Annotated in this window: 16 protein-coding genes; 12 read left to right on the top strand and 4 right to left on the bottom strand. The window is 62.8% G+C overall.

What is annotated here, in order from left to right:
• Positions 1–284 precede the first annotated feature (284 nt).
• On the top strand, positions 285–2,705 hold the full coding sequence (locus tag BV071_RS30395) for a right-handed parallel beta-helix repeat-containing protein (RefSeq protein WP_265595097.1): 2,421 nt from the start codon (positions 285–287) through the stop codon (positions 2,703–2,705).
• 21 nt (positions 2,706–2,726) lie between these two features.
• Here the strand turns inward: BV071_RS30395 and BV071_RS30390 are convergent, their stop codons facing one another.
• Both BV071_RS30390 and BV071_RS30385 read right to left on the bottom strand, forming a co-directional pair.
• Positions 2,727–4,559 (bottom strand): SLC13 family permease, encoded by a 1,833-nt coding sequence (locus BV071_RS30390; protein ID WP_035615562.1) that lies wholly within the window; start codon positions 4,557–4,559, stop codon positions 2,727–2,729.
• Positions 4,560–4,672: 113 nt separating this feature from the next.
• Entirely contained in the window at positions 4,673–5,464 is a 792-nt protein-coding gene (locus BV071_RS30385) for a hypothetical protein (protein ID WP_265595096.1), read from the bottom strand.
• 249 nt (positions 5,465–5,713) lie between these two features.
• Between BV071_RS30385 and purC the strand changes: the two genes are divergently transcribed.
• From purC to BV071_RS30365, 4 genes are all read left to right on the top strand, one after another.
• The gene (gene purC, locus BV071_RS30380) at positions 5,714–6,430 is read left to right on the top strand and encodes a phosphoribosylaminoimidazolesuccinocarboxamide synthase (protein WP_035615558.1); all 717 of its coding nucleotides are present in this window, start codon (positions 5,714–5,716) and stop codon (positions 6,428–6,430) included.
• Between the two features lie 410 nt (positions 6,431–6,840).
• On the top strand, positions 6,841–7,488 hold the full coding sequence (locus BV071_RS30375) for a TetR/AcrR family transcriptional regulator (protein WP_052574071.1): 648 nt from the start codon (positions 6,841–6,843) through the stop codon (positions 7,486–7,488).
• On the top strand, positions 7,488–9,116 hold the full coding sequence (locus tag BV071_RS30370; protein WP_081886338.1) for a DHA2 family efflux MFS transporter permease subunit: 1,629 nt from the start codon (positions 7,488–7,490) through the stop codon (positions 9,114–9,116). The genes BV071_RS30375 and BV071_RS30370 overlap by 1 nt, the downstream gene beginning before the upstream one ends.
• Positions 9,117–9,145: 29 nt before the next feature.
• Positions 9,146–10,273, top strand: a complete 1,128-nt coding sequence (locus BV071_RS30365) for an HlyD family secretion protein (protein WP_052574070.1) — start codon at positions 9,146–9,148, stop codon at positions 10,271–10,273.
• Between the two features lie 29 nt (positions 10,274–10,302).
• On the opposite strand, the gene BV071_RS30360 is transcribed toward BV071_RS30365, so the two are convergent.
• A complete protein-coding gene (locus BV071_RS30360; protein WP_081886337.1) occupies positions 10,303–11,103 on the bottom strand; it encodes a CAAX prenyl protease-related protein in 801 nt (266 codons plus the stop codon).
• A 20-nt stretch (positions 11,104–11,123) separates the two neighbouring features.
• Positions 11,124–12,296 (bottom strand): aminotransferase class I/II-fold pyridoxal phosphate-dependent enzyme, encoded by a 1,173-nt coding sequence (locus tag BV071_RS30355; RefSeq protein WP_035615555.1) that lies wholly within the window; start codon positions 12,294–12,296, stop codon positions 11,124–11,126.
• 149 nt (positions 12,297–12,445) lie between these two features.
• Here BV071_RS30355 and BV071_RS30350 point away from each other — a divergent pair, with 149 nt between their 5' ends.
• The 7 genes from BV071_RS30350 (at position 12,446) to BV071_RS36010 (ending at position 18,422) form a co-directional block, all read left to right on the top strand.
• On the top strand, positions 12,446–13,159 hold the full coding sequence (locus BV071_RS30350) for a hypothetical protein (RefSeq protein ID WP_265595095.1): 714 nt from the start codon (positions 12,446–12,448) through the stop codon (positions 13,157–13,159).
• Positions 13,160–13,250: 91 nt separating this feature from the next.
• The gene (locus BV071_RS36015; protein ID WP_265595094.1) at positions 13,251–13,427 is read left to right on the top strand and encodes a hypothetical protein; all 177 of its coding nucleotides are present in this window, start codon (positions 13,251–13,253) and stop codon (positions 13,425–13,427) included.
• 100 nt (positions 13,428–13,527) lie between these two features.
• A complete protein-coding gene (locus BV071_RS30345) occupies positions 13,528–15,321 on the top strand; it encodes a HEAT repeat domain-containing protein (protein WP_035615551.1) in 1,794 nt (597 codons plus the stop codon).
• Positions 15,322–15,386: 65 nt separating this feature from the next.
• The gene (locus BV071_RS30340; RefSeq protein ID WP_035615549.1) at positions 15,387–16,094 is read left to right on the top strand and encodes a TIGR02206 family membrane protein; all 708 of its coding nucleotides are present in this window, start codon (positions 15,387–15,389) and stop codon (positions 16,092–16,094) included.
• Positions 15,989–16,765, top strand: coding sequence for a hypothetical protein (locus tag BV071_RS30335; RefSeq protein ID WP_265595093.1), 777 nt, complete (start codon positions 15,989–15,991; stop codon positions 16,763–16,765). Before BV071_RS30340 ends, BV071_RS30335 begins: the two co-directional genes overlap by 106 nt.
• 163 nt (positions 16,766–16,928) lie before the next feature.
• Entirely contained in the window at positions 16,929–18,161 is a 1,233-nt protein-coding gene (locus BV071_RS30330) for a 4-hydroxy-3-methylbut-2-enyl diphosphate reductase (RefSeq protein WP_035615546.1), read from the top strand.
• Positions 18,162–18,257: 96 nt separating this feature from the next.
• The gene (locus tag BV071_RS36010; RefSeq protein ID WP_265595092.1) at positions 18,258–18,422 is read left to right on the top strand and encodes a hypothetical protein; all 165 of its coding nucleotides are present in this window, start codon (positions 18,258–18,260) and stop codon (positions 18,420–18,422) included.
• The last annotated feature ends 20 nt before the right edge of the window (positions 18,423–18,442 follow it).

The raw sequence follows: 18,442 nt of genomic DNA, 5'->3' as shown, positions 1-18,442 counted from the left end.
GAGACTCCGGTCATCGCCGAGACTCCGGTCATCGCCGAGACTCCGGTCATCGCCGAGACCCCGGTCATCGCCGAGACCCCGGTCGTCGCGGAAACCCCGGTCATCGCGCCCCCCCCGTGGTCACGGATCTATCTTCGTTTGAGGCAAAGGTCGTGGGACCGCCTCCTCTTCCGCTTCCAACTGCGGCTGAGGTCCCGACGGAAGTCCCCGTGGTGGCGAAGGCCTTGAGCCCGGCAGAGGTCCCCATCGTAGCCAGGGCCACGGCTCCCGAAAATATTGCGATCGTGGAGAAGGCTCCCGGCCCCAAGGACATCTCAATTGTGGAGAAGGCCCCCGGCCCCCCGGATATTTCCATCGTCGCGAAGGCTACAGAGCCGAGCGGTATGCCGCTTCCTGTTGAGGTGAAGGTCGCCGAGCCGGCGGAAGCAGCTATCGTAGCCAAGGCACCGGAGCCCGAGGAGGTCGCGATTGAAGAGAAAGCTCCTGGCGCCACGGACATTGCGATCGTCTCGAAGGCTACAGGGACGAGCGACGTGGCGCTTCCTGTCGAAGCGAAGACCGACGAGGCCACGGACCCGCCGCTTGTAGTCAAGGCACCCGAGGTCACCGAGCCCACGCTTGCGGATAAGGCTTCCGGGCCGCCAGACATTTCCATTGCCTCAAAAGCCATCGGCGCGGTCGCTGTTCCAGTGTCGGTCGAGACCAAGGCTGGCGATACGGCTGGCGGGCCGCTCGTGGCGAAGGCCACGATCCACATTCCCATCGTACCCAAGGCAAAGGCCCCGGCCGAGGCCCCGATCACAGAAAAGGAAAAGGTCGACGAAACGATCGGAACTTCTGCAGCACCTGCAACTTCCACCGCCGCCCCTATCCCGATCCCTCCAGCGCTGCCCGCTGCCGCGCCAGTGCGTCCAAAGGTCGTTCCCGAGGAAAGGCTGGCCAGCTTGGCACCGGCACCCACGAAGGTACTTGAGACCGTGCCCGCCGCGGCGCTTCCCGGAGCAAAAGCGGCAAGCCCGGCGAAATCACCGTCCCCGGCACTCCCAAGCGAGGAACACGTGGTGGAAGTCCGCAAGCGCAGCGCGGCTCCTGTCCTGGTGATGCTCTTCCTCCTGCTCGCTGGTGTGGGCGGCTGGTACCTGTGGAATGACCACGAGGAGCAGACGGCGATTCAGAGGCAGGAGCGCCTTGCGTTCTTGGAACGGCTCGGCGCGAAGATGATCGATGCCCGGCAGTGGCCGGAAGCCAAGGCAGCCTACAGCGAGATCGAGGAGATGAGCCCGGGCTCCCAAGTGGCACTGCTCGGCCGCCGCAGCATCGAGAATGGCATGGAGGAGGAGCAGCAGCAATTCGTCGGCTACTGGTCCGGCGAGGCGATCGCGGCTTTCGATCTGGGGCGCCTCGATGAAGCCGCCGCAGCTGCCCGCAAGGTGCTTGAGAAGTATCCGGACCAGAAGGAGATCACCGAGCTGCTCGGGAAGGTCGAGCAGGCCCGCAGCACCCAGATGCGCGATGGCCTCCTGGCAGCCACAAATGCCGCCATCCAAAAGCGGCACTGGGATGAAGCCGAGGTCAAGGCGAAGGAACTTTCCAGCGCCTTCCCCGGCGATCCGCAGAGCAACTCGCTGCTTTCTGAAATCCGGCAAGGCCGGGAAAAGGAGGCCAAGGATCTGGTCCGGGCCAAGGAGCTGCTCGCCGCAGCCAAGGTCCGCGACCAGGGGCAATTCGATCGCGATGCGATGGAGTGGCTGCGCGAGGCCGTGGCACTGGCACCGGGTGATCCGGAGATCGCCGCGCTCTACCAGAAGATGGCCTCCTACACCCGCACCCTGCAGGTGCCGGGTGATTTCAAGACACTGCCGGAAGCGTTGGAATCCGCCAATGACCGCGACCGGATCGTGGTGGCGGAGGGCACTTGGACCGGCCCGGTGGTCGTGGACAAGGCGGTCACGCTCGAAGGAGCAGGGCGCGACAAGACGATCGTGGAAATCGACGCCGCCACCAGCACCGCCCTAACCTTCGGCAAGCACGCTGGCGGCGCCCGGGTCAGCGGGATGACCTTCCGGCACCGCGGCAACGATCCCGGACCGAACCGCTTCCCAGTGCTGCTGGTTCGCGGCTCGGAAATCACCATGAACGATTGCCGGGTGGCAGACTCCGCCGGGCACGGTCTGGCGGTCATGGAGTCCGGGAATGTGAAAGCGACCCGCTGCAACTTCGAAAACAACGGCTGGGACGGCGTCGCGGTGCGCGGTGCTGGTAGCCGGATCGAATTCTCGCAGTGCGAGTCCACCGGCAACTTCGGTCACGGCTACGACCTCTGGGAGGGCGGCTCCGGGGCCATCCACGAGAGCTTGGCGCGGGACAACAGCGGCAGCGGCATTCTGGTGGATACCACGGCGGAGAACGTGGCACTGGGCAAAAACGACCTGCGCGGCAACCGCGAATACGGGATCACGGTCTCCTCCGCAGCCTCCGGCCACATCCAGGCGAACCAGTGCCGGGAGAACCTGCTGGGGGGGATAGCAGTGCGCTTCGCCGCAGCCCGGGTGGTGGTGGAAAACAACGTGCTGGAGAAGAACCAAGGCCCGGGATTGGCCTTGGAAAAGGGTCTCGTGGAATCATCCTTCGCCACCAACAAGGCCAACGCCAACGCCGGGGGCAGGAATACCGCAGCTAATCTGGACTTCTCCAGCGGCGAGTGAGGCGGAATCCAAGGAACCCTTCTAAAAGGGAAGCAGCCAGGGAACGAGAAGTAGCGTGAGCGCCATGGCGATGGCGGTGAAGGGAACTCCAATGATGAGGAAATCGGAGAAGCGATAATTTCCCGGGCCCATGACCAGCGTGTTCACCGGCGACGAAACCGGTGTCATGAAGGCGCAGGAGGCGGCTAGGGCGACCGTCATCGCGAATGGATAGGGCGAAACCTTCAGCGCTTCGGCCGCCTTCAAGGCGATGGGTGTCATCAGGACAGCCGTGGCGGTATTTGAGACGAAGAGACCGGTACCAGCCGTCAGGAGGAACAGTGCTCCGAGCAGGATCCGGGGCTGCGAGCCCCCGAACACATCCAACAGCAAGTTGACCGCGAGATCGACTCCGCCAGTTTTCTGAAGCGCGGTGGAAAATGGCATCATGCCGACGATCAGAATCAAGCTGGGCCACTGGATGGAGCGATAGGCGGAGTCGAGATTGATGCAGCGGGTCGCCCCCATCAGCAGGCAGCAGATCAGCGCCGCGATGGCATTCGGCACCCAGCCCGTAATCATGAGGACCATCATCACGAGCAGGCTGGCGAGCGCGAATCCTGCCCTGCTGGCGGCGGGTGGGGCTTCATCGCTCTCGGCGGGAAGAGTCAAGAGGATGACCTCATGCACCCGTTTCGCCAGGTTCCGGATGTGCTTCCAGCGGCCGATCACCAGCAGCGTGTCCCCGGGACGGAGCTTCACGGCGCAAGGCGACGATGGCAGGGCCTCGCCCCCACGCCGCAGACCAATCACATTCAGCCGGAATCGGGTGCGGATCGCGGCCTCGATCACCGTCTGACCGGTCAGGCTCGAACCGGGAGGTAGGAGAATTTCTGCCATGCCGATCTCCCGGGAATGGTCGCTGAAATACAGGCTGCGTAGAGATAAGGGTTCCAGCTTCAGTTTAGCTGCCGACGCTTTCATCTCCTCGCTGGGCGGCTGCTCCAGATCGATCAACAGCACGTCACCTTTCTGAAGGATGAGGTCCGGCCTCGGCTCGAGGACTTCCGTTTGCCGACGCCCCTTCCGCTCCACGGCCACCACGTTCGCCGTGAACTGCCGTCTCGGGGCCATCTCCGCGACGGTTTTTCCGATCAACGGGGAATCCGTGCCGATCCGCAGGCGGTGCGCCCGGTCCTGCAACTGGTATTCCTGGATCAGATCGATGAGCTGCCGCCGCTTCCGCGTGGCGCTGGAGTTGCCCGGCCGCCGCGGGAGGAATCTACGCGCCACCAGCATGTAGAGCACCCCGGCCCCGAGGATCGCGGCACCGAAGGGGGTGAACGAAAAGAAGCTGAAGCCGCGGTGGCCTGCGTGCTCCAGGGCGGCGTCGACCACCAGGTTTGGAGCCGTGCCGACCAGCGTCAGCATCCCGCTGATCAGCCCCGCGAAGGCCAGCGGCATCATGAACTTTCCCGGGTCGAGACTTCGCCGCGTGGAGATGAGAAGCACCACGGGAATGAAGATGGCGACTACTCCTGTGGAGCTCATGATGGAGCCGACCGCGGCCACCCCCAGCATGAGCAGGATTAAAAGCCGAACCTCGCTGCCCGATGAGTGATGCAGCATGAACTCCCCGATCCGGTTCGCGACACCGGTGCGCACCAGGCTCTCCCCGACCACGAACAGCAGCCCAATCAGAATCACATTCTGATCCGAGAAGCCTGCCAAGGCCTCGTTCACGCTCACGATGCCGGTTAGAGGCAGCGCCGCCACCGCGAGAAGGGCCACGACGTCCATGCGCGGCCGGTTCACCACGAACAGGACCACGCAAACCGTAAGAAGGGCGAGAACGAGGGCGAGCTGCGGATTCATTCCTTGGAGACGACCTTGTCAGAAAGCAGAAGGCACCACGAACGAATACCAATCTTCATGCCTGCCGATTCAGGCATGGAACTGGCCGGGAGCTTTCCCGGAAGATGCGACGCTTAAAGGACGCTTGGCGAGGCGAGCTGCTCGCGGATTGCCGCGACCATCTGGGCTTTGAATTGCTCCGCCTTCTGCTGGTGCTTGTCTCCTTCGGCGATGAGCGCGTTGGCCTGGGCGGGATTGGCAGTGGCCATGCCGTCGCGGTAGCTCTGCATGGCGTCCCGCTGCTCGCGGAACATTCCAAGTTGGGCTTCCAATTCCTTCTGGTTGTGGAGCCTGCGCAAGCGGATGAACTCCTCCGCCACCTCCTTCGGCACCCGGTGTTTGTCGAAGTTCTGCCGCAGCAAGGGATCTTCGCCACGTTCGAGATAGGCGACCGCGGAGTCGTAGGTGGAGATGTTCTGATCGATGATCTGGATGTAACCGCGCCTTTGGGTGGCCGCGTCCTTGCTCCATGTCTTCATGCCCGCGACTTGGCCGCGGATGGTGTCGAAGGGGACGAAGAGGGTCTTCTCATAGACCCAGGTGGTGGCGATGGCATCGATGACCTGCTTGGCGATGCCGCTGTGCTTGCGGGCCGAGCGGTCGAGCTCGGCCATGCCCGCGCTGAAGGCGGGACCGTTGCAGGGGCCGCTGCCTTCGATGTTCTGGAGTAGCACGCGGTTGTGCTCCACCGCCGCATGGCTGATCGCCTCGAAGGCGGCGACGATTTCCGGCTTCGACTCCGAGTTGAGCTGCACTTGCTCGGCGAGGGATCCGCGTTTCTCCGCGGATTTCTTGGCCATGGAAAGCTTGTCGCAAGAGCACAGCAACAAGGCCGGGATGAGGAGCAGGCTGGGGTGAACAGTCATGCTGACACCCTAGCGGATATGCCGAAGATACTCCGAGCAAGAAATAAGCTGACATTGATTTTCAAACACCCCCGGTGTTGGGCCGTGGGCCCGCCGCCGGAGACCGCTTCGGAGCAGTTCGCAGCCGCCAAGCGGCTGATCGTCAATTCCCGAGCTTCGGACGACCTCATTTCCTTCCGCCGCCGAGAAATTTGAGAATCCTCTGTGCGCCCGCTTGACCCCCGGGCGGCGGCTCCTTACGTGTCCCTCATGGAACCGCTCTACGAAGGAAAGGCGAAGCGTCTCTGGGCCACCGCAGACCCGAATGTGCTGCGAATGGAGTTCAAGAACGACGCCACTGCCTTCAACGGCGAGAAAAAGGCGCAGTTCGAGGACAAGGGGCGGCTCAACAACGCGATCAGCACCCTGATCTACGGCTTCTTGGAAAAAGAGGGCGTGCCGACCCACTTCGTGCGGCAGATCGACGACACCAACGTGGAGGTCCGCAAGGTGGACATCCTGATGGTCGAGGTGATCATCCGGAATCTCTCCGCCGGCAGCTTCTGCAAGCGCACCGGCATGGAGGAAGGCGTCCCCTTCTCCCAGCCGATCATCGAGTTCTGCATCAAGAGCGATGAACTCGGCGACCCGCTGATCAACGACGACTACATCCGCGAGCTGAAGCTGGCGACGCCCGAGGAGCTCGCCTTCCTGCGCGAGTCGGCGCTGAAGGTGAATGCGATCCTCGGCAAGTTCTTCGCCGAGTGCGGGCTCAAGCTGGTGGACTTCAAGCTGGAGTTCGGCCGCCTGGCCACCGATCCGAAGACCATCGTGCTCGCGGATGAGATCAGCCCGGACGGCTGCCGCCTCTGGGACCTCAAGACCGGCGAGAAGATGGACAAGGATCGCTTCCGCCGCGACCTCGGCGGGGTGATGGAGGCCTATGCCGAAGTCTTGGAGCGCGTGAAGGTGGCGGTGTCTCACTGAAGATTCCCGCCCCGTGGACATCCCCCACGACTCCAGGAGATCTCCTCGCAGCACTACGCCGTCGGCGGCTTGTGTGCGGTAGTGGTTCTGTTTCTCCTCCTGAAGATCGGGGTTGGCCTCCTGAAGAAGGCGGTCCTGTTTGTGGTGTTTCTGGTGGTGGTTGGTTTCGTGCTGATTTCGCTCCAGTAACGGGGAGACATCGCGGTAGGGGAAGGTGCGGACATGGCAATGGCCCTTCGTCCCGAAGCGGACGGCTCATAATAGCCCGGCACTCCGTGCCGGGCTATTATGAGCCGTCCCGTTGGGACGAAGACCGCAGCCTACGTAGCTCCCGGCACTAGTGCGGAGAAATTCCGCTTGAGCCCGGCCCACTCTCGGCCAACTAATGCAAGCAACCACTTGCATGCATCATGGCAACCAAAGCCAAGCCCTCCCCCACTCCTGAAAAGACCGGCCCCAAGGCCAGCGCCGAGGAGCGCCTGGTCGCAGCCGCAGCCGTGGTTTTCGCGCGCGACGGCCTGAGCAGCGCGACGACCCGCGAGATCGCGCGTGAGGCGGGAGTGAATGAAGTGACCCTATTCCGGAAATTCGGCACCAAGTACCAACTCCTCACCGCGGTTCTGGAGAAGATGTATGAGCCGAAGGCGAGCCCGCAGGCCGAGCGCTTCGGCGCCTTGCCGCCGGACGCTCCCCTCCGCGAAGTGATCACCGCTTTCGTCGAGGCCGAATACGAGGTGATGACCCGCAACATCGCGCTGGTCCGCAGCCTGATCGGCGAGATCCGCAAGTTCGAGGAACATGAACTCAAGGTGCTGCGATCGATCTTCAAGGCGCGGCGCGAGGAATTGATCAAACGTCTCCTCGATATGCAGGCCCGCGGCGGAATCGTGGCAGAAGTCGAACCGGTGATCGTGGTCGACCAATTGGGCGGCATGATCTTCACCCACGCCCTGCGCTGCGATGGTCCGCTGAAGCTGGACTACGGGCGCGAGCGCTACCTGAAAGCCTGTATCGACCTGATCGTGCGGGCCATCGGCAAGGAGGATCTCCTCGCCTGATGAGCACACCCGGCGTCAATTTGTATGGTTCGGACCCGGCCTTGCTGAGTCCGCTGGCGGCACGCCTGTTAGAGAAGGGCTGGCTGAAGTGGGTGATCGCGCTGGCAGCTTCGCTGGGCGCGATCCTGGAGGTAATCGATACCGTGATCGCCAACGTAGCGCTGCCGAACATCCGCGGCAATCTCGGCGCTACCCTCTCCGAAGCCGGTTGGATCTCCACCAGCTATGCCTGCGCGAACGTGGTGATCATCCCCCTCTCCGCCTGGCTCGGCTACCGCTTCGGGCGGCGGAACTACTTCGTCTTCTCTCTGATCGGCTTCACCATGGCTTCCTTGCTCTGTGGGATCTCGCACAGCCTGGGCATGCTGATCTTCGCACGGGTGCTGCAAGGGCTGGCGGGCGGTGGCCTGCTGGCAAAGGCGCAGTCGATCGTCTTTGAGGCCTTCCCGGTGAAGGAGCGGCCCATCGCCCAAGCGATCTTCGGCCTCGGTGTGATCGTGGGACCGGCACTTGGCCCGGTGCTCGGCGGCTGGCTCACGGACAACATGGGCTGGCGCTGGATCTTCTTCATCAATCTGCCGATGGGCATCCTCGCGGTGCTGATGTGCCTGACCTTCATGCCCTCCGACCGCAAGGAGGACATCAACCGCACGGGCAAGGTCGACTGGACCGGCATTGGCCTGCTGGCGGTGGGCCTGGCCTGCTTCCAGATCTTCCTGGAGGAAGGCCAGCAGGAGGATTGGTTCGACTCGAACTTCATCCGCACCGTGGCGGTGGCCAGCGTGATCGGCATCGCGCTCTTCATTTGGCGCGAGTTGACCACGGAGCACCCCGCGGTGGATCTTCGGGTCTTGCGCCATCGCTCGATGATCGGCGGCAGCATGTACTCCGCGATCCTCGGAATGGGCCTGTATGGGATCATGTTCGCGGTGCCGGTCTTCGTGCAGGATTACCTGCACTACACCGCCCTGCAGAGCGGCTTGGTCCTGGCGCCCGGTGCCGTGGCATCCGCGATCATGATGGTTCTCTACGGCCGCATCGGCGGCAAGTTCCCGCCGCGGGTGATGATCTTCGCAGGCGCGCTCTGCACTAGCCTGACCGGCTTCCTGCTGATGAACATCAATCCCAATACCGGGACGCATCAGCTGTTCTGGCCGCTGATCGCGCGTGGCTTCGGCAGCGTGATGATGTTCATGCCGCTTAGTATCGCGACACTCGGCCCCTTGCCCAAAAAGGACCTCGCGGCAGGTGCCGGCTTCTACAGCCTGACACGCCAGCTCGGCAGCAGCATCGGCATCGCCCTGATCACCACCGTGGTCGTGCAGCGCCAGGCCTTGCATCGCTCGGTGCTGGTCGAGCGGATCTCAGAATATCGGCCGCAATTCGGCGAGCGTATGGAGATGCTCACCGGAGCCATGGCCCCGCACGCGGGCAGCCACCAGGCGGCCCATGACCAAGCACTGGGGCTGGTCGACCGGATCGTCTCCGGCCAGGCGATGCTCCAGTCCTATGGCGATGTCTTCTTGTATGTCGCCCTGATCTTCATCGTGACGCTGCCACTACTGTTTCTGTTAGGCGGCAACAAGTCGAACAAGGACGCCTCCGATGCAGCGGCATCCGCGCACTGAACCTTTTTCCACACTCACCCGTTTACACCATGTCCGAGTCCACCGATTCACCCGAAAACCAGAGCCCGCCCGCAGGAAAGAAGCGGCGCAGTGTCTTGCCGCGACTCCTCGCCTTGGGCGTGGTCGTCGGCGGCGGCGCATGGGCCGCAAATTTCATCCACGAGTCGATCGCCTACGAAACAACCGATGATGCCTACGTGACGGCACACATCCACCGCATTAGCCCCGGCGTCGGTGGGCCGGTCTTGAAGGTGCTGGTGCAGGAGAACCAACGCGTGAAAGCCGGCCAAGAGCTGGCGGAGATCGATCCGCTGGAATTCGAGATCGCGCGGCAGAAGCTGAATGCGGCGAAAGCGCAGGCGGAGGCTGGTGAAGGCGAGGCCGAGGCGGCACTCGAACGGAGCAAGGCGGAGGTGCTCCAAGCCGAGGCCCAGATGGCGAATGCCGAGTCATCGGTGAAACTGGCGGAAGCACAGCTCGAGCTGGCGAACACCAACTACCAGCGCAACAACAGCCTCTCCAGCGGCGGCACTCGCGCGGTCTCCGCTGCCGAAGTGGATACCAGCCGCAGCGTGGTGGCCACCAGCACCGCCGCTCTAGAAGGAGCCAAGGCGATGCTCTTGGCTACACAGGCGAAGAAGCACACCAGCGAGGCCGCGGTGAAGGTGGCCGAAGCCGAAGTCGGCGTGGCCAAGGCGACGGTAGAAGGCCAAGCCGCCGCGCTGCACGAAGCCGAGCGCCAGTATGCCGATACCAAGATCATGGCCCCGGCGGATGGCTTGGTCGGCAACCGCAACATCGAGACGGGCAACCGCGTGCAGGAAAGCCAGCCGGTCTTCGCCCTCGTGGAAGACGGCTACTGGGTGGTGGCGAATTTCAAGGAGACACAGCTCAAGTCCGTGAAGCCGGGCCAAGCGGTGGAGATCGAAGTGGATGCCTTGGGCGGGAAGGCTTTTGCCGGACACATCGAGAGCATCGCCCCATCGACCGGGGCGCAGTTCGCGCTCCTGCCACCGGACAATGCGACCGGGAACTTCACCAAGGTGGTCCAGCGTGTGCCGGTGAAGATTGTGTTCGAGACAGAGTCCGTGAAGGGCTTTGAGGAGAGCCTGCGCCCTGGCTTATCGACCGTCGTGAAAGTGAAGGTAAAGGGATGAGAAGAAGTGGTGCGGTAGCCCCCACCACTTCACCACAGCCCATACTTGCCGTAAATCACGGCAAACAAGCCCATTAGGAAATTCGCCGTGGCATGCATGGTCACACAAGCACCGAGGTTCTTGGTCCAGATGCAGAGAATGTAGGTCAAGGAGCCGTAGATCAAGGCCCCGGCGTAATCGATCGGAGAGTGCGCGACCATGAAGAGGCCGGTCACGATGGCGAAGGACTTCCATGAAGCCTGGCCGAAGGGCCGCTTCCAGTAGTCCCCTTCCCGATCCATGACGAAGCGCATCAGAAAGGAACGCCAGAAGATCTCCTCGATCATCGCCACCACGACCGCCGCGCGGAGGAAACGCAGAATCAGCGCCGCCCAGTAGGCCGGTGTGCCGGCGCCGAAGACCGCGCCGGGATTGAAGCCCTTCTCGCGCTCCGCCAGGCCGAGCCACTTCTGCCAGCCTTCGGTCGGCCCGCTCAGTCCCAGCCGCTCATACGCGATGGTCGGCAGCAGCCAAAAGCCAATGCCGACCGCACCGAAGACCACGCCAACCAGACACCACTTGGCCGACCAACGAAACTCATAGTACTTCCAACGCTGCACCAGGATTCCGAGGCAGACCAGGGTCTGGATGGGATACAGCCATTGCTCGGGCGTCTGGCGCCACCACGGCGCAGCAGGATTGCTGGAACCGCAGAAGGTGGCGAAGATCTGCAGTAGCAGATTGAAGCCAAGGAAGACAGCGAAGGGCAGGACTTGGGCACGGATCCACTGATCCGTGCCCTGCAAATGGAGCGACGCGGATGAAGGCCGATGGGGAGATTCGTCCTGCATGCGCCGCTCCTGCCAGAACTTCAGCCTAGTCTGCCGACGAAACGCTCCATCTTGTCCATGGCCAGCTTCAGGTCATCGAAGCCGGTGGCATAGCAGCAGCGCAGGAAACCCTCGCCCGAGGTGCCGAAGGCACTCCCCGGGACTGCGGCCACGCCTTCCTCTTCGAGCAGGCGCATGGCGAAATCCTTCGAGGACAGGCCGGTCTCGCGGATGTCCGGGAAGACGTAGAAAGCACCGCCCGGCGAGTGGCAGCTGAGGCCCATCTGGTTCAGGCGCTTCACCAGGAAGTCACGGCGCTGATGGTAGGCATCGCGCATCTTCGCCACTTCCGGCGCTCCGTTCTCCAGCGCCTCGATCGCGGCCATCTGGCTCATGATCGGCGCGCAGAGCATGGAGTATTGGTGGATTTTCATCATCGCCTCCGTGATCGGCTGCGGCGCACAGGCATAGCCTAGGCGGAAACCGGTCATCGCGAAGGCCTTCGAGAAGCCGTGCAGCAGGATCGTGCGCTCCTTCATCCCTGGCAGCGAGGCGATCGAGACATGCTCTTCATTCGCGTCGTAGCGCAGCTCGCTGTAGATCTCATCCGTTAGAACGAAGAGGTCGTGCTCGATGCAGAGCTTTGCGATGCCTTCCAAGTCCTCGCGGTTCGCGGTCGCGCCGGTCGGATTGGTCGGGAAGTTGAGCATCAGCACCCGGCTCTTCGGCGTGATCGCCTTCGCCAGTTCTTCCGGCTTCAGCGAGAAGCCGTCGCGCTTGCGCGTGTGCACGCCCACCGCGGTGCCATAGGCCATCACGATGCTCGGCGAGTAGGAAACGTAGCAGGGCTCGTGGTAGATCACCTCGTCGCCCGGATTGATCAGGGCGCGCAGGGCGATGTCGATGGCCTCGGACACACCCACGGTCACGAGCACCTCGGTGAGGCCCTCGTACTCGACGTGGAAGAAATCAGAAACGTAGCGGGCGATGGCCTTGCGCAGTGCTGGCAGGCCCAGATTGGAGGTGTAAGAAGTGTGGCCCTTCTCCAAGGCGTAGATGGCGGCTTCGCGAATATGCCAAGGAGTCGTAAAGTCGGGCTCACCAACGCCGAGGGAGATCACGCCCTCCCGGCCTTGGACGAGCTCGAAGAAATCGCGGATTCCCGAGCGGGGAATGCCGGCGATCTGACGGGCGATTTTCTGCGAATAGTCCATATACACACCCGGACCTCGCCGGGGGCGCGCATTTCAGGGGGGAAACGGCCCGGCGTCAACGGCGGGAAACGCCGAGTTCTTGTGCCGGGAGAGATGAGGAGTACAGTTGCGCCCCGAGGCTCGCCCCTTGAGCCTCAGTAGATCCGCCCATGAAACCGTTGCTTTTGCCACTTCTCGCCGCGATCGCCCTCTGCAGCTGCCAAAAACCGGTCAAAGTGGTTGCAACTCCGGTTCCCAAGCCTGCCTCTCCCCCGCCCCCGGTGCTGCCGGTCGTCACCGAGGCGGAGATTCCCGCGCCGCCGATCGTGGCGGTCAAGGTCGAGGCGGGATCCAATCTGGGGGCTGTCGCCAGGAGGGCATATGGGCATGAGAAGTTTTCCGGCTTCGTGGCCCGGGTCAACGGGCTCGCCAAGCCGGAAGACGTGGCAGCAGGCGCGATCCTGAAGACGCCCGCGCTTCCCACAGCCCTCCGCGAGGCAGGGTTGGACGGCCGCTACCAAGGCGCCATCAACGCCCTTTCCAAGGCCACCACGGACTTCTACGGAGTGCTGCCCGCCTATCTGGAAGCCCGGAATGCCAGCGCAGTCGAGCGAGGGACTTTCGCGATCCCGGAGAAGGCCAAAGACACCTTCCTCAAGTGCGCGGATGCGATCGATGCCGCGAACCATGAGCTGGAGACCGCGAAGGAGCCGCATCAGATTCCGCGCAGCAGCATCGGTCAGTTCAGCCAGGCTTCCTCGCAGCTTCGGGAACTGGCTACCGGCTCGATCGATGGCTACGGCTACGACTACGATCTGGTCGGCCAGCGGCTAGGGCTCGGCTTCACGAATGCCATCATTTGGGCGCAGGAGGAGCACCGCTAAGTCCTTCCTGCGGCACGGAAACCGGGAATCTAGCAAGTCATTGGCGGAAGCGGCGAGATGGGCTAGGATGTCACGATACCCAATACGATCCATGAACGCCAAATTCCGAAACAGCCTCCTTCTCCTCGCAGCCCTCGCCTGCACCATTGGCGCCGGCTGCCGCCAAAAGGAACGGGTGATGGACGTCCAGACTCCCGGCGGCAGCCTGAAAGTGGACCGCGACAAGAAGACCGGCGACGTGGAGATCAAGGTGGAGGACAAGAAATAGCCAAGCAGTCCCGCGCTTGGGCGCTCGGCTAAAAAAGTCAGAAATCTACCAACAGAAGTCGATTGGACGGGTCTTCAGAAGAGGAAACCCTGCTCCGTTGATGAAAATTCCCTGCTTTCTTGCCTGCCTTCTTCTCGTCCTTCCAACAGCGCAAGGGGGAAACACCTTGCCGATCGCGACCGAATTCGGCGCAAAATTACCCGTCCCAGCCGGGGCAAAGGTCAGCCTGAAACTGCCGGAGAAGGTAAGGCTCGGCGATGCGGTCCCCGGGGTTTTCACCGTGACCAATGCCGGCAGCGAGCCCTTTGAGATCTCAACCGGCGGAGACTACCGGGGAACAGGTTTCCCCTTGAGATTGAAGATCCGGGTCACGGATTCCGAGGGCAAGGTGCTGCCCGACGAAAGCGTGAAATCGCCGAATTTCGGCGGCCTTGGAGGTAGCCAAAAAATCGGTCCGGGAGAATCAGCCGACATCAAGTTTCCACTGCCGGGATATGTGGCGTTGCCTGGCGCAGGCACCTACACCGTGGAAGCCTGTCATGACTTGGGTTGGCTGGTGGAGGAGAAACACCCGCACCCGGTGGCCAAGGCCAACATCGAGGTCATCATGCCCACCGCCGAGGAGATCCTTGACCGTGTGCGTGATCTCTCCTCCGGAGGTGATGACTGGGACCGGCGCTTCCAACTCGACAAACTGCGGCACGAGATCTTCCTCCCCGCCCTCATTCAGGAGGCCAAGGCGGGTCATGCGAATGCCGTCACAGGCATCGCCGGCATTCGCGGGCTTGCAGCCTTCCAGGCGCTGCTGGACTTGTTGGAGAGCCCGTCAGCCGATGTCGTCAAGGCTTCCGGGGCTGCGTTGAGAATGCGCTTACCGAGTCTTGGCGACGAAACTCCCCGGCAGGATTGGGATCCGAAATTCCGCGAGCGGCTGCTCAGAGCCGCGCTCACCATGCTTCGCAGCAGAGACGCCGCCACCGTGGAGCTCGGTGCCTCGTTCATCCAAGCCCAAGGCGATGCATCCCAAGCAAAGCCGCTGTTAGAGGCCACCCAGGCCGCGCTCGACGGCCCTTGGGAAATCCGTTCCGGCAAGGGAGCCAACACACTCGACGCGCCAGCACCCCTGCGCTGCCTGATCCAAGCCATCGACGCCTTGCGAGGCCGCGGCTGGAGGCTCGGGCCCGATCCCAGCGGCGGATCCGCCGTGATTCTCGCCCAGTTCCGCGAACTGGCCGACCCTAACATCCCACGCCCCGCGACCGACCGCTGGAAACAAACGGTCATTGCCTTCAGCGATGCGAATCCTCCCACCTTCCGGCAGAACGCCATCCTCGCAATACCGACGCCGGTTCCCGACGAGTTTGAGCCGGCATTGATGAAAGCCTTGGAAGACAAGGACTGGGGCGTCCTACGCTCCGCCTGCGAGGTGGCCGGGAAATCAGGACGGAAGGCGTTCATTCGGCCGCTCTGCCAGATCGTGGAATCCACGCATGAGACTTTCGTGCAGTCCGCTGCGAGCTCCGCAGCCCAAGCCCTCGGCGCGCGGGTGGAGCTGTGGGAAGCCTGGTGCGAGGTGATCACCGACCAGGAACACATGTACGAGGCTCTGAGGGAGTTGGCGACCGGTACCCTCGATCTCACCTCGGGCTCCGGCGGGGGAAACAGCAACTTCACCCACGAGCAGCGCTTTGCCATCCGCGATGCTTGGCGCGAGTTCCTCCGGAAAAACCATGAGCGCCTCGCCCGAGGCGAACGGCTGCCGCTCAAGGATGCCTCCGTGTCCGCCTCCCTGACCGGCTCGGATATCAATGCCAGCGACCCCGCCGTCCGATTCTCGTTACCCGATGGAAAGTCGTGGCCGCCTGAGCCGGTGAAAGAGGATACCAGCCATTGACCCCTGAGGTCCGCCTATCAGGAAGCAGGCTTGCGGCGAAACGCGTACCCGGATTGGCTGGAGCCATGCCGCCGGTCTTCAAACCCTTCACCGCGATGCACGGCTGGGCCTTGGTGGCCGGCGCGGTAGGTGTCGTGGTGCTGGTCGTCTTGGGAAAGTCGAGTCCGCGGAATGAGAGAATCGCCCGCTGTATCCTGGCCTTCCTCTGCCTCGCAGCCTTCGCCTACACCCAGTTCGCGTGGTCGATGTATGAAGGGGACGAGGACTTGGACAGCGCCCTGCCTCTCCAGCTCTGCGATATCGCCGCCTTCGTCGGTGGCTTCGCGTTGCTAACCCAGAAGCGTCTCCTGGCGGTGCTGACTTACTTCTGGGGGCTGGCGGCCACGGTGCAGGCGCTGGCCACGCCTGCGATCACGATCGGCTTCCCCCACCCTGCCTTCGTCGCCTTCTTCGTCCACCACTTCGCGGTAGTCGGTGCCGCCTTCTACCTGCCGATCGTGAATGGCTGGCGGGCCGAGCGCCCGTGGTGGAAGGATCCGCTGCGGGCCTGGCTCTGGGCGAACGTGTACTTTGTGGGGGTGATGATCGTGAACAAGTCGATGCACACGAACTTCGGCTTCACCGAGCACAAGCCGGTCAATCCCAGCCTGCTGGACCAAATGGGCCCGTGGCCGATTTACCTGATCTGGATGCAGGTGCTGTGCGTGGTGTTGTTTTGCCTGCTGAGCCTCCCGATTTTGACAAAGAAGAGTTCCACGCAAAAAGAGTCGTAGGCCCGTCTTGGCATTCGAGGAGGCAGCAACTTGGATGGAAAATGCAATTGGAAGAGATATGGGATCTCATCGGGAGTGGCGATTCGCTTGAGAACAAGCAAGCCGGGCTACTGAAGGACGCGTATCAAGCCGCCGTGGGTCTTGCCCACCGACACGAGCGCCCATGGGAATGCTGGTATGCAGCGAGCCGGGCGGCCTACCTGCTCAGGTGCAGGGATTTCGTCGACTGCCCGGAGGCCCGTCACGAATGGGAAGCGTCTTGCCTCGCAGCTGCCACCCGGTCCTTGGCCTGCCGGAAGGGCTATCTGCCCGCAATCCTCTGCATTCTCCATCTCTGGATGGATCAAGGTCAGATCTCAAAAGCCGCAGTCTTGGCCCTCAGTCTGAACGCGGAAGCCATCGGACAATCTCCGCACCCGATTCTTGCCGACCGGCTCATGGAGGCCCGGATTTGTTGTTTGGCCGAAATTGACCTCTGGCAGGAGGCTGAGACCGAGATGCGCTACTTTGAACGCCGGAGGAGAGAAGATCCGCACTGCGGGATCGACCTGATCAACTTCTTCAAGTTCCTCAAGCCCCGGTCGGCGGAGGAATACCGACTCGACGAAGCGTCGGACGCGAAGAGCCGTGTTTTGGCTGCAATTGCCGATCTGGTGAATGGAGGGTGCTGAGTCGACACCTGACCCGGAATCGAAAGCCTGCTCCCACCCGGCCTGATCAATTGGAAATCAGTCCCATCCTATCCATCCCATCCATCGTGGTCCTGCTCTTTCCCCGGTCGTGGGAAATGATTTGGTCCCGGGGCCAAGCGGCGTTATATCGCCCGCACAGAACATGAGCGAAGCCGCCGCCGACAAGCAGAAGCGCCCCCGCGTGAACGTCCGCCGCCCGGACGTGATGACCCAGGTCAACGCCGAGGTGGAGCGCCACTACCGCTCGTCGATCGTGGAGAGAATCCGCGAAAACGGCGGTGAGATCACGATCGGCAATACCACGGTGCGCCTCGCCCAGCAGTTCGGCTTTTGCTACGGCGTGGAGCGCGCGATCGACCTCGCCTATGCGGCGCGGCGGGTCTTCCCGGATCAGCGCATTTTCCTGATCGGCGAAATCATCCACAATCCCGAGGTCAACCGCCAGTTGGTGGACATGGGCATCGTCTCGCTCCCTTGGAAGGAGCTCTCCGACGACTACGACAAGCTCAGCGAGGACGATGTGGTGATCGTGCCAGCCTTCGGCGCGCCAACGAACTTCATGGAGAAGATCGAGGAGCGCGGCTGCTACGTGGTGGACACCACTTGCGGCGACGTGATGAAGGTCTGGCGCCGCGTCCGCGGCTACGCCAAGGACGGCATCACCTCGATCATCCATGGCAAGGCCGGCCACGAGGAGACCCAGGCCACCGCCTCCCGCGCGATGGGCGATGACGGCAAGGGCCACTACCTGATCGTGCTGACGCTCGACGAGACCGATGCGGTCTGCCGCTACATCCGCGAGGGCGGCGACAAGGAGGCCTTCCTCAAGCGCTTCTCGCACGCCGCCTCACAAGGCTTCGACCCGGATCTCCACCTCGCCAAGGTGGGTGTCGCGAACCAGACCACAATGCTCAAGAGCGAGACCGAGGAGATCCAGCGCCGGGTCCGCGCCGCCGTGGAAACCCGCGATGGCAACGCGGACAGCTTCATCTTCTTCGACACCATCTGCGGTGCTACCCAGGAGCGGCAGGACGCGCTCTTTGAGATGTTGCGCCGGCCGATGGACATGCTCTTCGTGGTCGGCGGCTATAACAGCTCGAACACCACCCACCTCGTCGAGATCGGCGAGCAATCGCTGCCGACCTTCTTCATCCGCAACGCCGCCTGCCTGGAGTCGCTGGAGCAGATCGTCCACTTCGACCTGCACGAAAAGTCGGAAATAGCGAGCAGCTATCCGGGCGTGCTGTTAGGCGACAAGCCGGTGGTTATCGGCATCACCGCCGGGGCCTCCTGCCCGAACAACCTGATCGAGGACACGATCTTCCGGATCTTCGAGATGCGCGGCATCCCGCGCGACGCGGTGAAGGGAGAATAACCGGGCGCTTATCGGCTTGGCCCCCAATTGGCACAAAGGTTTCTCCTTGTCCTTTCCCGGATGCTATCCTTGTCTTCCGGCAAGCTCCCAAAGCCTATGATCAAGCTCCCACGTTTCGCGAAACGGCTCTCCCTTCTCGCGCTTGTCCTGTCGCTCCCCGGCTGCATCACTCAGCGGACAGTCACCAAAGGCGGCCAGACGGTGGAGCAAGGCTTGGTCGTGAAGCGCCCGCTCAAGGAAGCGGTGCAGAACTCGAACTGAAGCCCGCCTCGCGAGACAAA

The sequence above is a fragment of the Haloferula sp. BvORR071 genome, from assembly GCF_000739615.1.
Taxonomy (GTDB): Bacteria; Verrucomicrobiota; Verrucomicrobiia; order Verrucomicrobiales; family Akkermansiaceae; genus Haloferula.
The sequence above is the reverse complement of the archived record's forward strand: the minus strand, read 5'-3'. Positions and strand labels throughout refer to the sequence as shown.

Coding starts and splice junctions, on each gene's coding strand:
- BV071_RS30340 (WP_035615549.1), top strand. CDS start 15,387: ATGCCGCCGGTCTTCAAACCCTTCACCGCGATGCACGGCTGGGCCTTG.
- BV071_RS30350 (WP_265595095.1), top strand. CDS start 12,446: ATGAAACCGTTGCTTTTGCCACTTCTCGCCGCGATCGCCCTCTGCAGC.
- BV071_RS30330 (WP_035615546.1), top strand. CDS start 16,929: ATGAGCGAAGCCGCCGCCGACAAGCAGAAGCGCCCCCGCGTGAACGTC.
- BV071_RS30360 (WP_081886337.1), bottom strand. CDS start 11,103: ATGCAGGACGAATCTCCCCATCGGCCTTCATCCGCGTCGCTCCATTTG.
- BV071_RS30370 (WP_081886338.1), top strand. CDS start 7,488: ATGAGCACACCCGGCGTCAATTTGTATGGTTCGGACCCGGCCTTGCTG.
- BV071_RS30365 (WP_052574070.1), top strand. CDS start 9,146: ATGTCCGAGTCCACCGATTCACCCGAAAACCAGAGCCCGCCCGCAGGA.
- BV071_RS30345 (WP_035615551.1), top strand. CDS start 13,528: ATGAAAATTCCCTGCTTTCTTGCCTGCCTTCTTCTCGTCCTTCCAACA.
- BV071_RS36015 (WP_265595094.1), top strand. CDS start 13,251: ATGAACGCCAAATTCCGAAACAGCCTCCTTCTCCTCGCAGCCCTCGCC.
- purC (WP_035615558.1), top strand. CDS start 5,714: ATGGAACCGCTCTACGAAGGAAAGGCGAAGCGTCTCTGGGCCACCGCA.
- BV071_RS30355 (WP_035615555.1), bottom strand. CDS start 12,296: ATGGACTATTCGCAGAAAATCGCCCGTCAGATCGCCGGCATTCCCCGC.
- BV071_RS30375 (WP_052574071.1), top strand. CDS start 6,841: ATGGCAACCAAAGCCAAGCCCTCCCCCACTCCTGAAAAGACCGGCCCC.
- BV071_RS30390 (WP_035615562.1), bottom strand. CDS start 4,559: ATGAATCCGCAGCTCGCCCTCGTTCTCGCCCTTCTTACGGTTTGCGTG.
- BV071_RS30385 (WP_265595096.1), bottom strand. CDS start 5,464: ATGACTGTTCACCCCAGCCTGCTCCTCATCCCGGCCTTGTTGCTGTGC.
- BV071_RS36010 (WP_265595092.1), top strand. CDS start 18,258: ATGATCAAGCTCCCACGTTTCGCGAAACGGCTCTCCCTTCTCGCGCTT.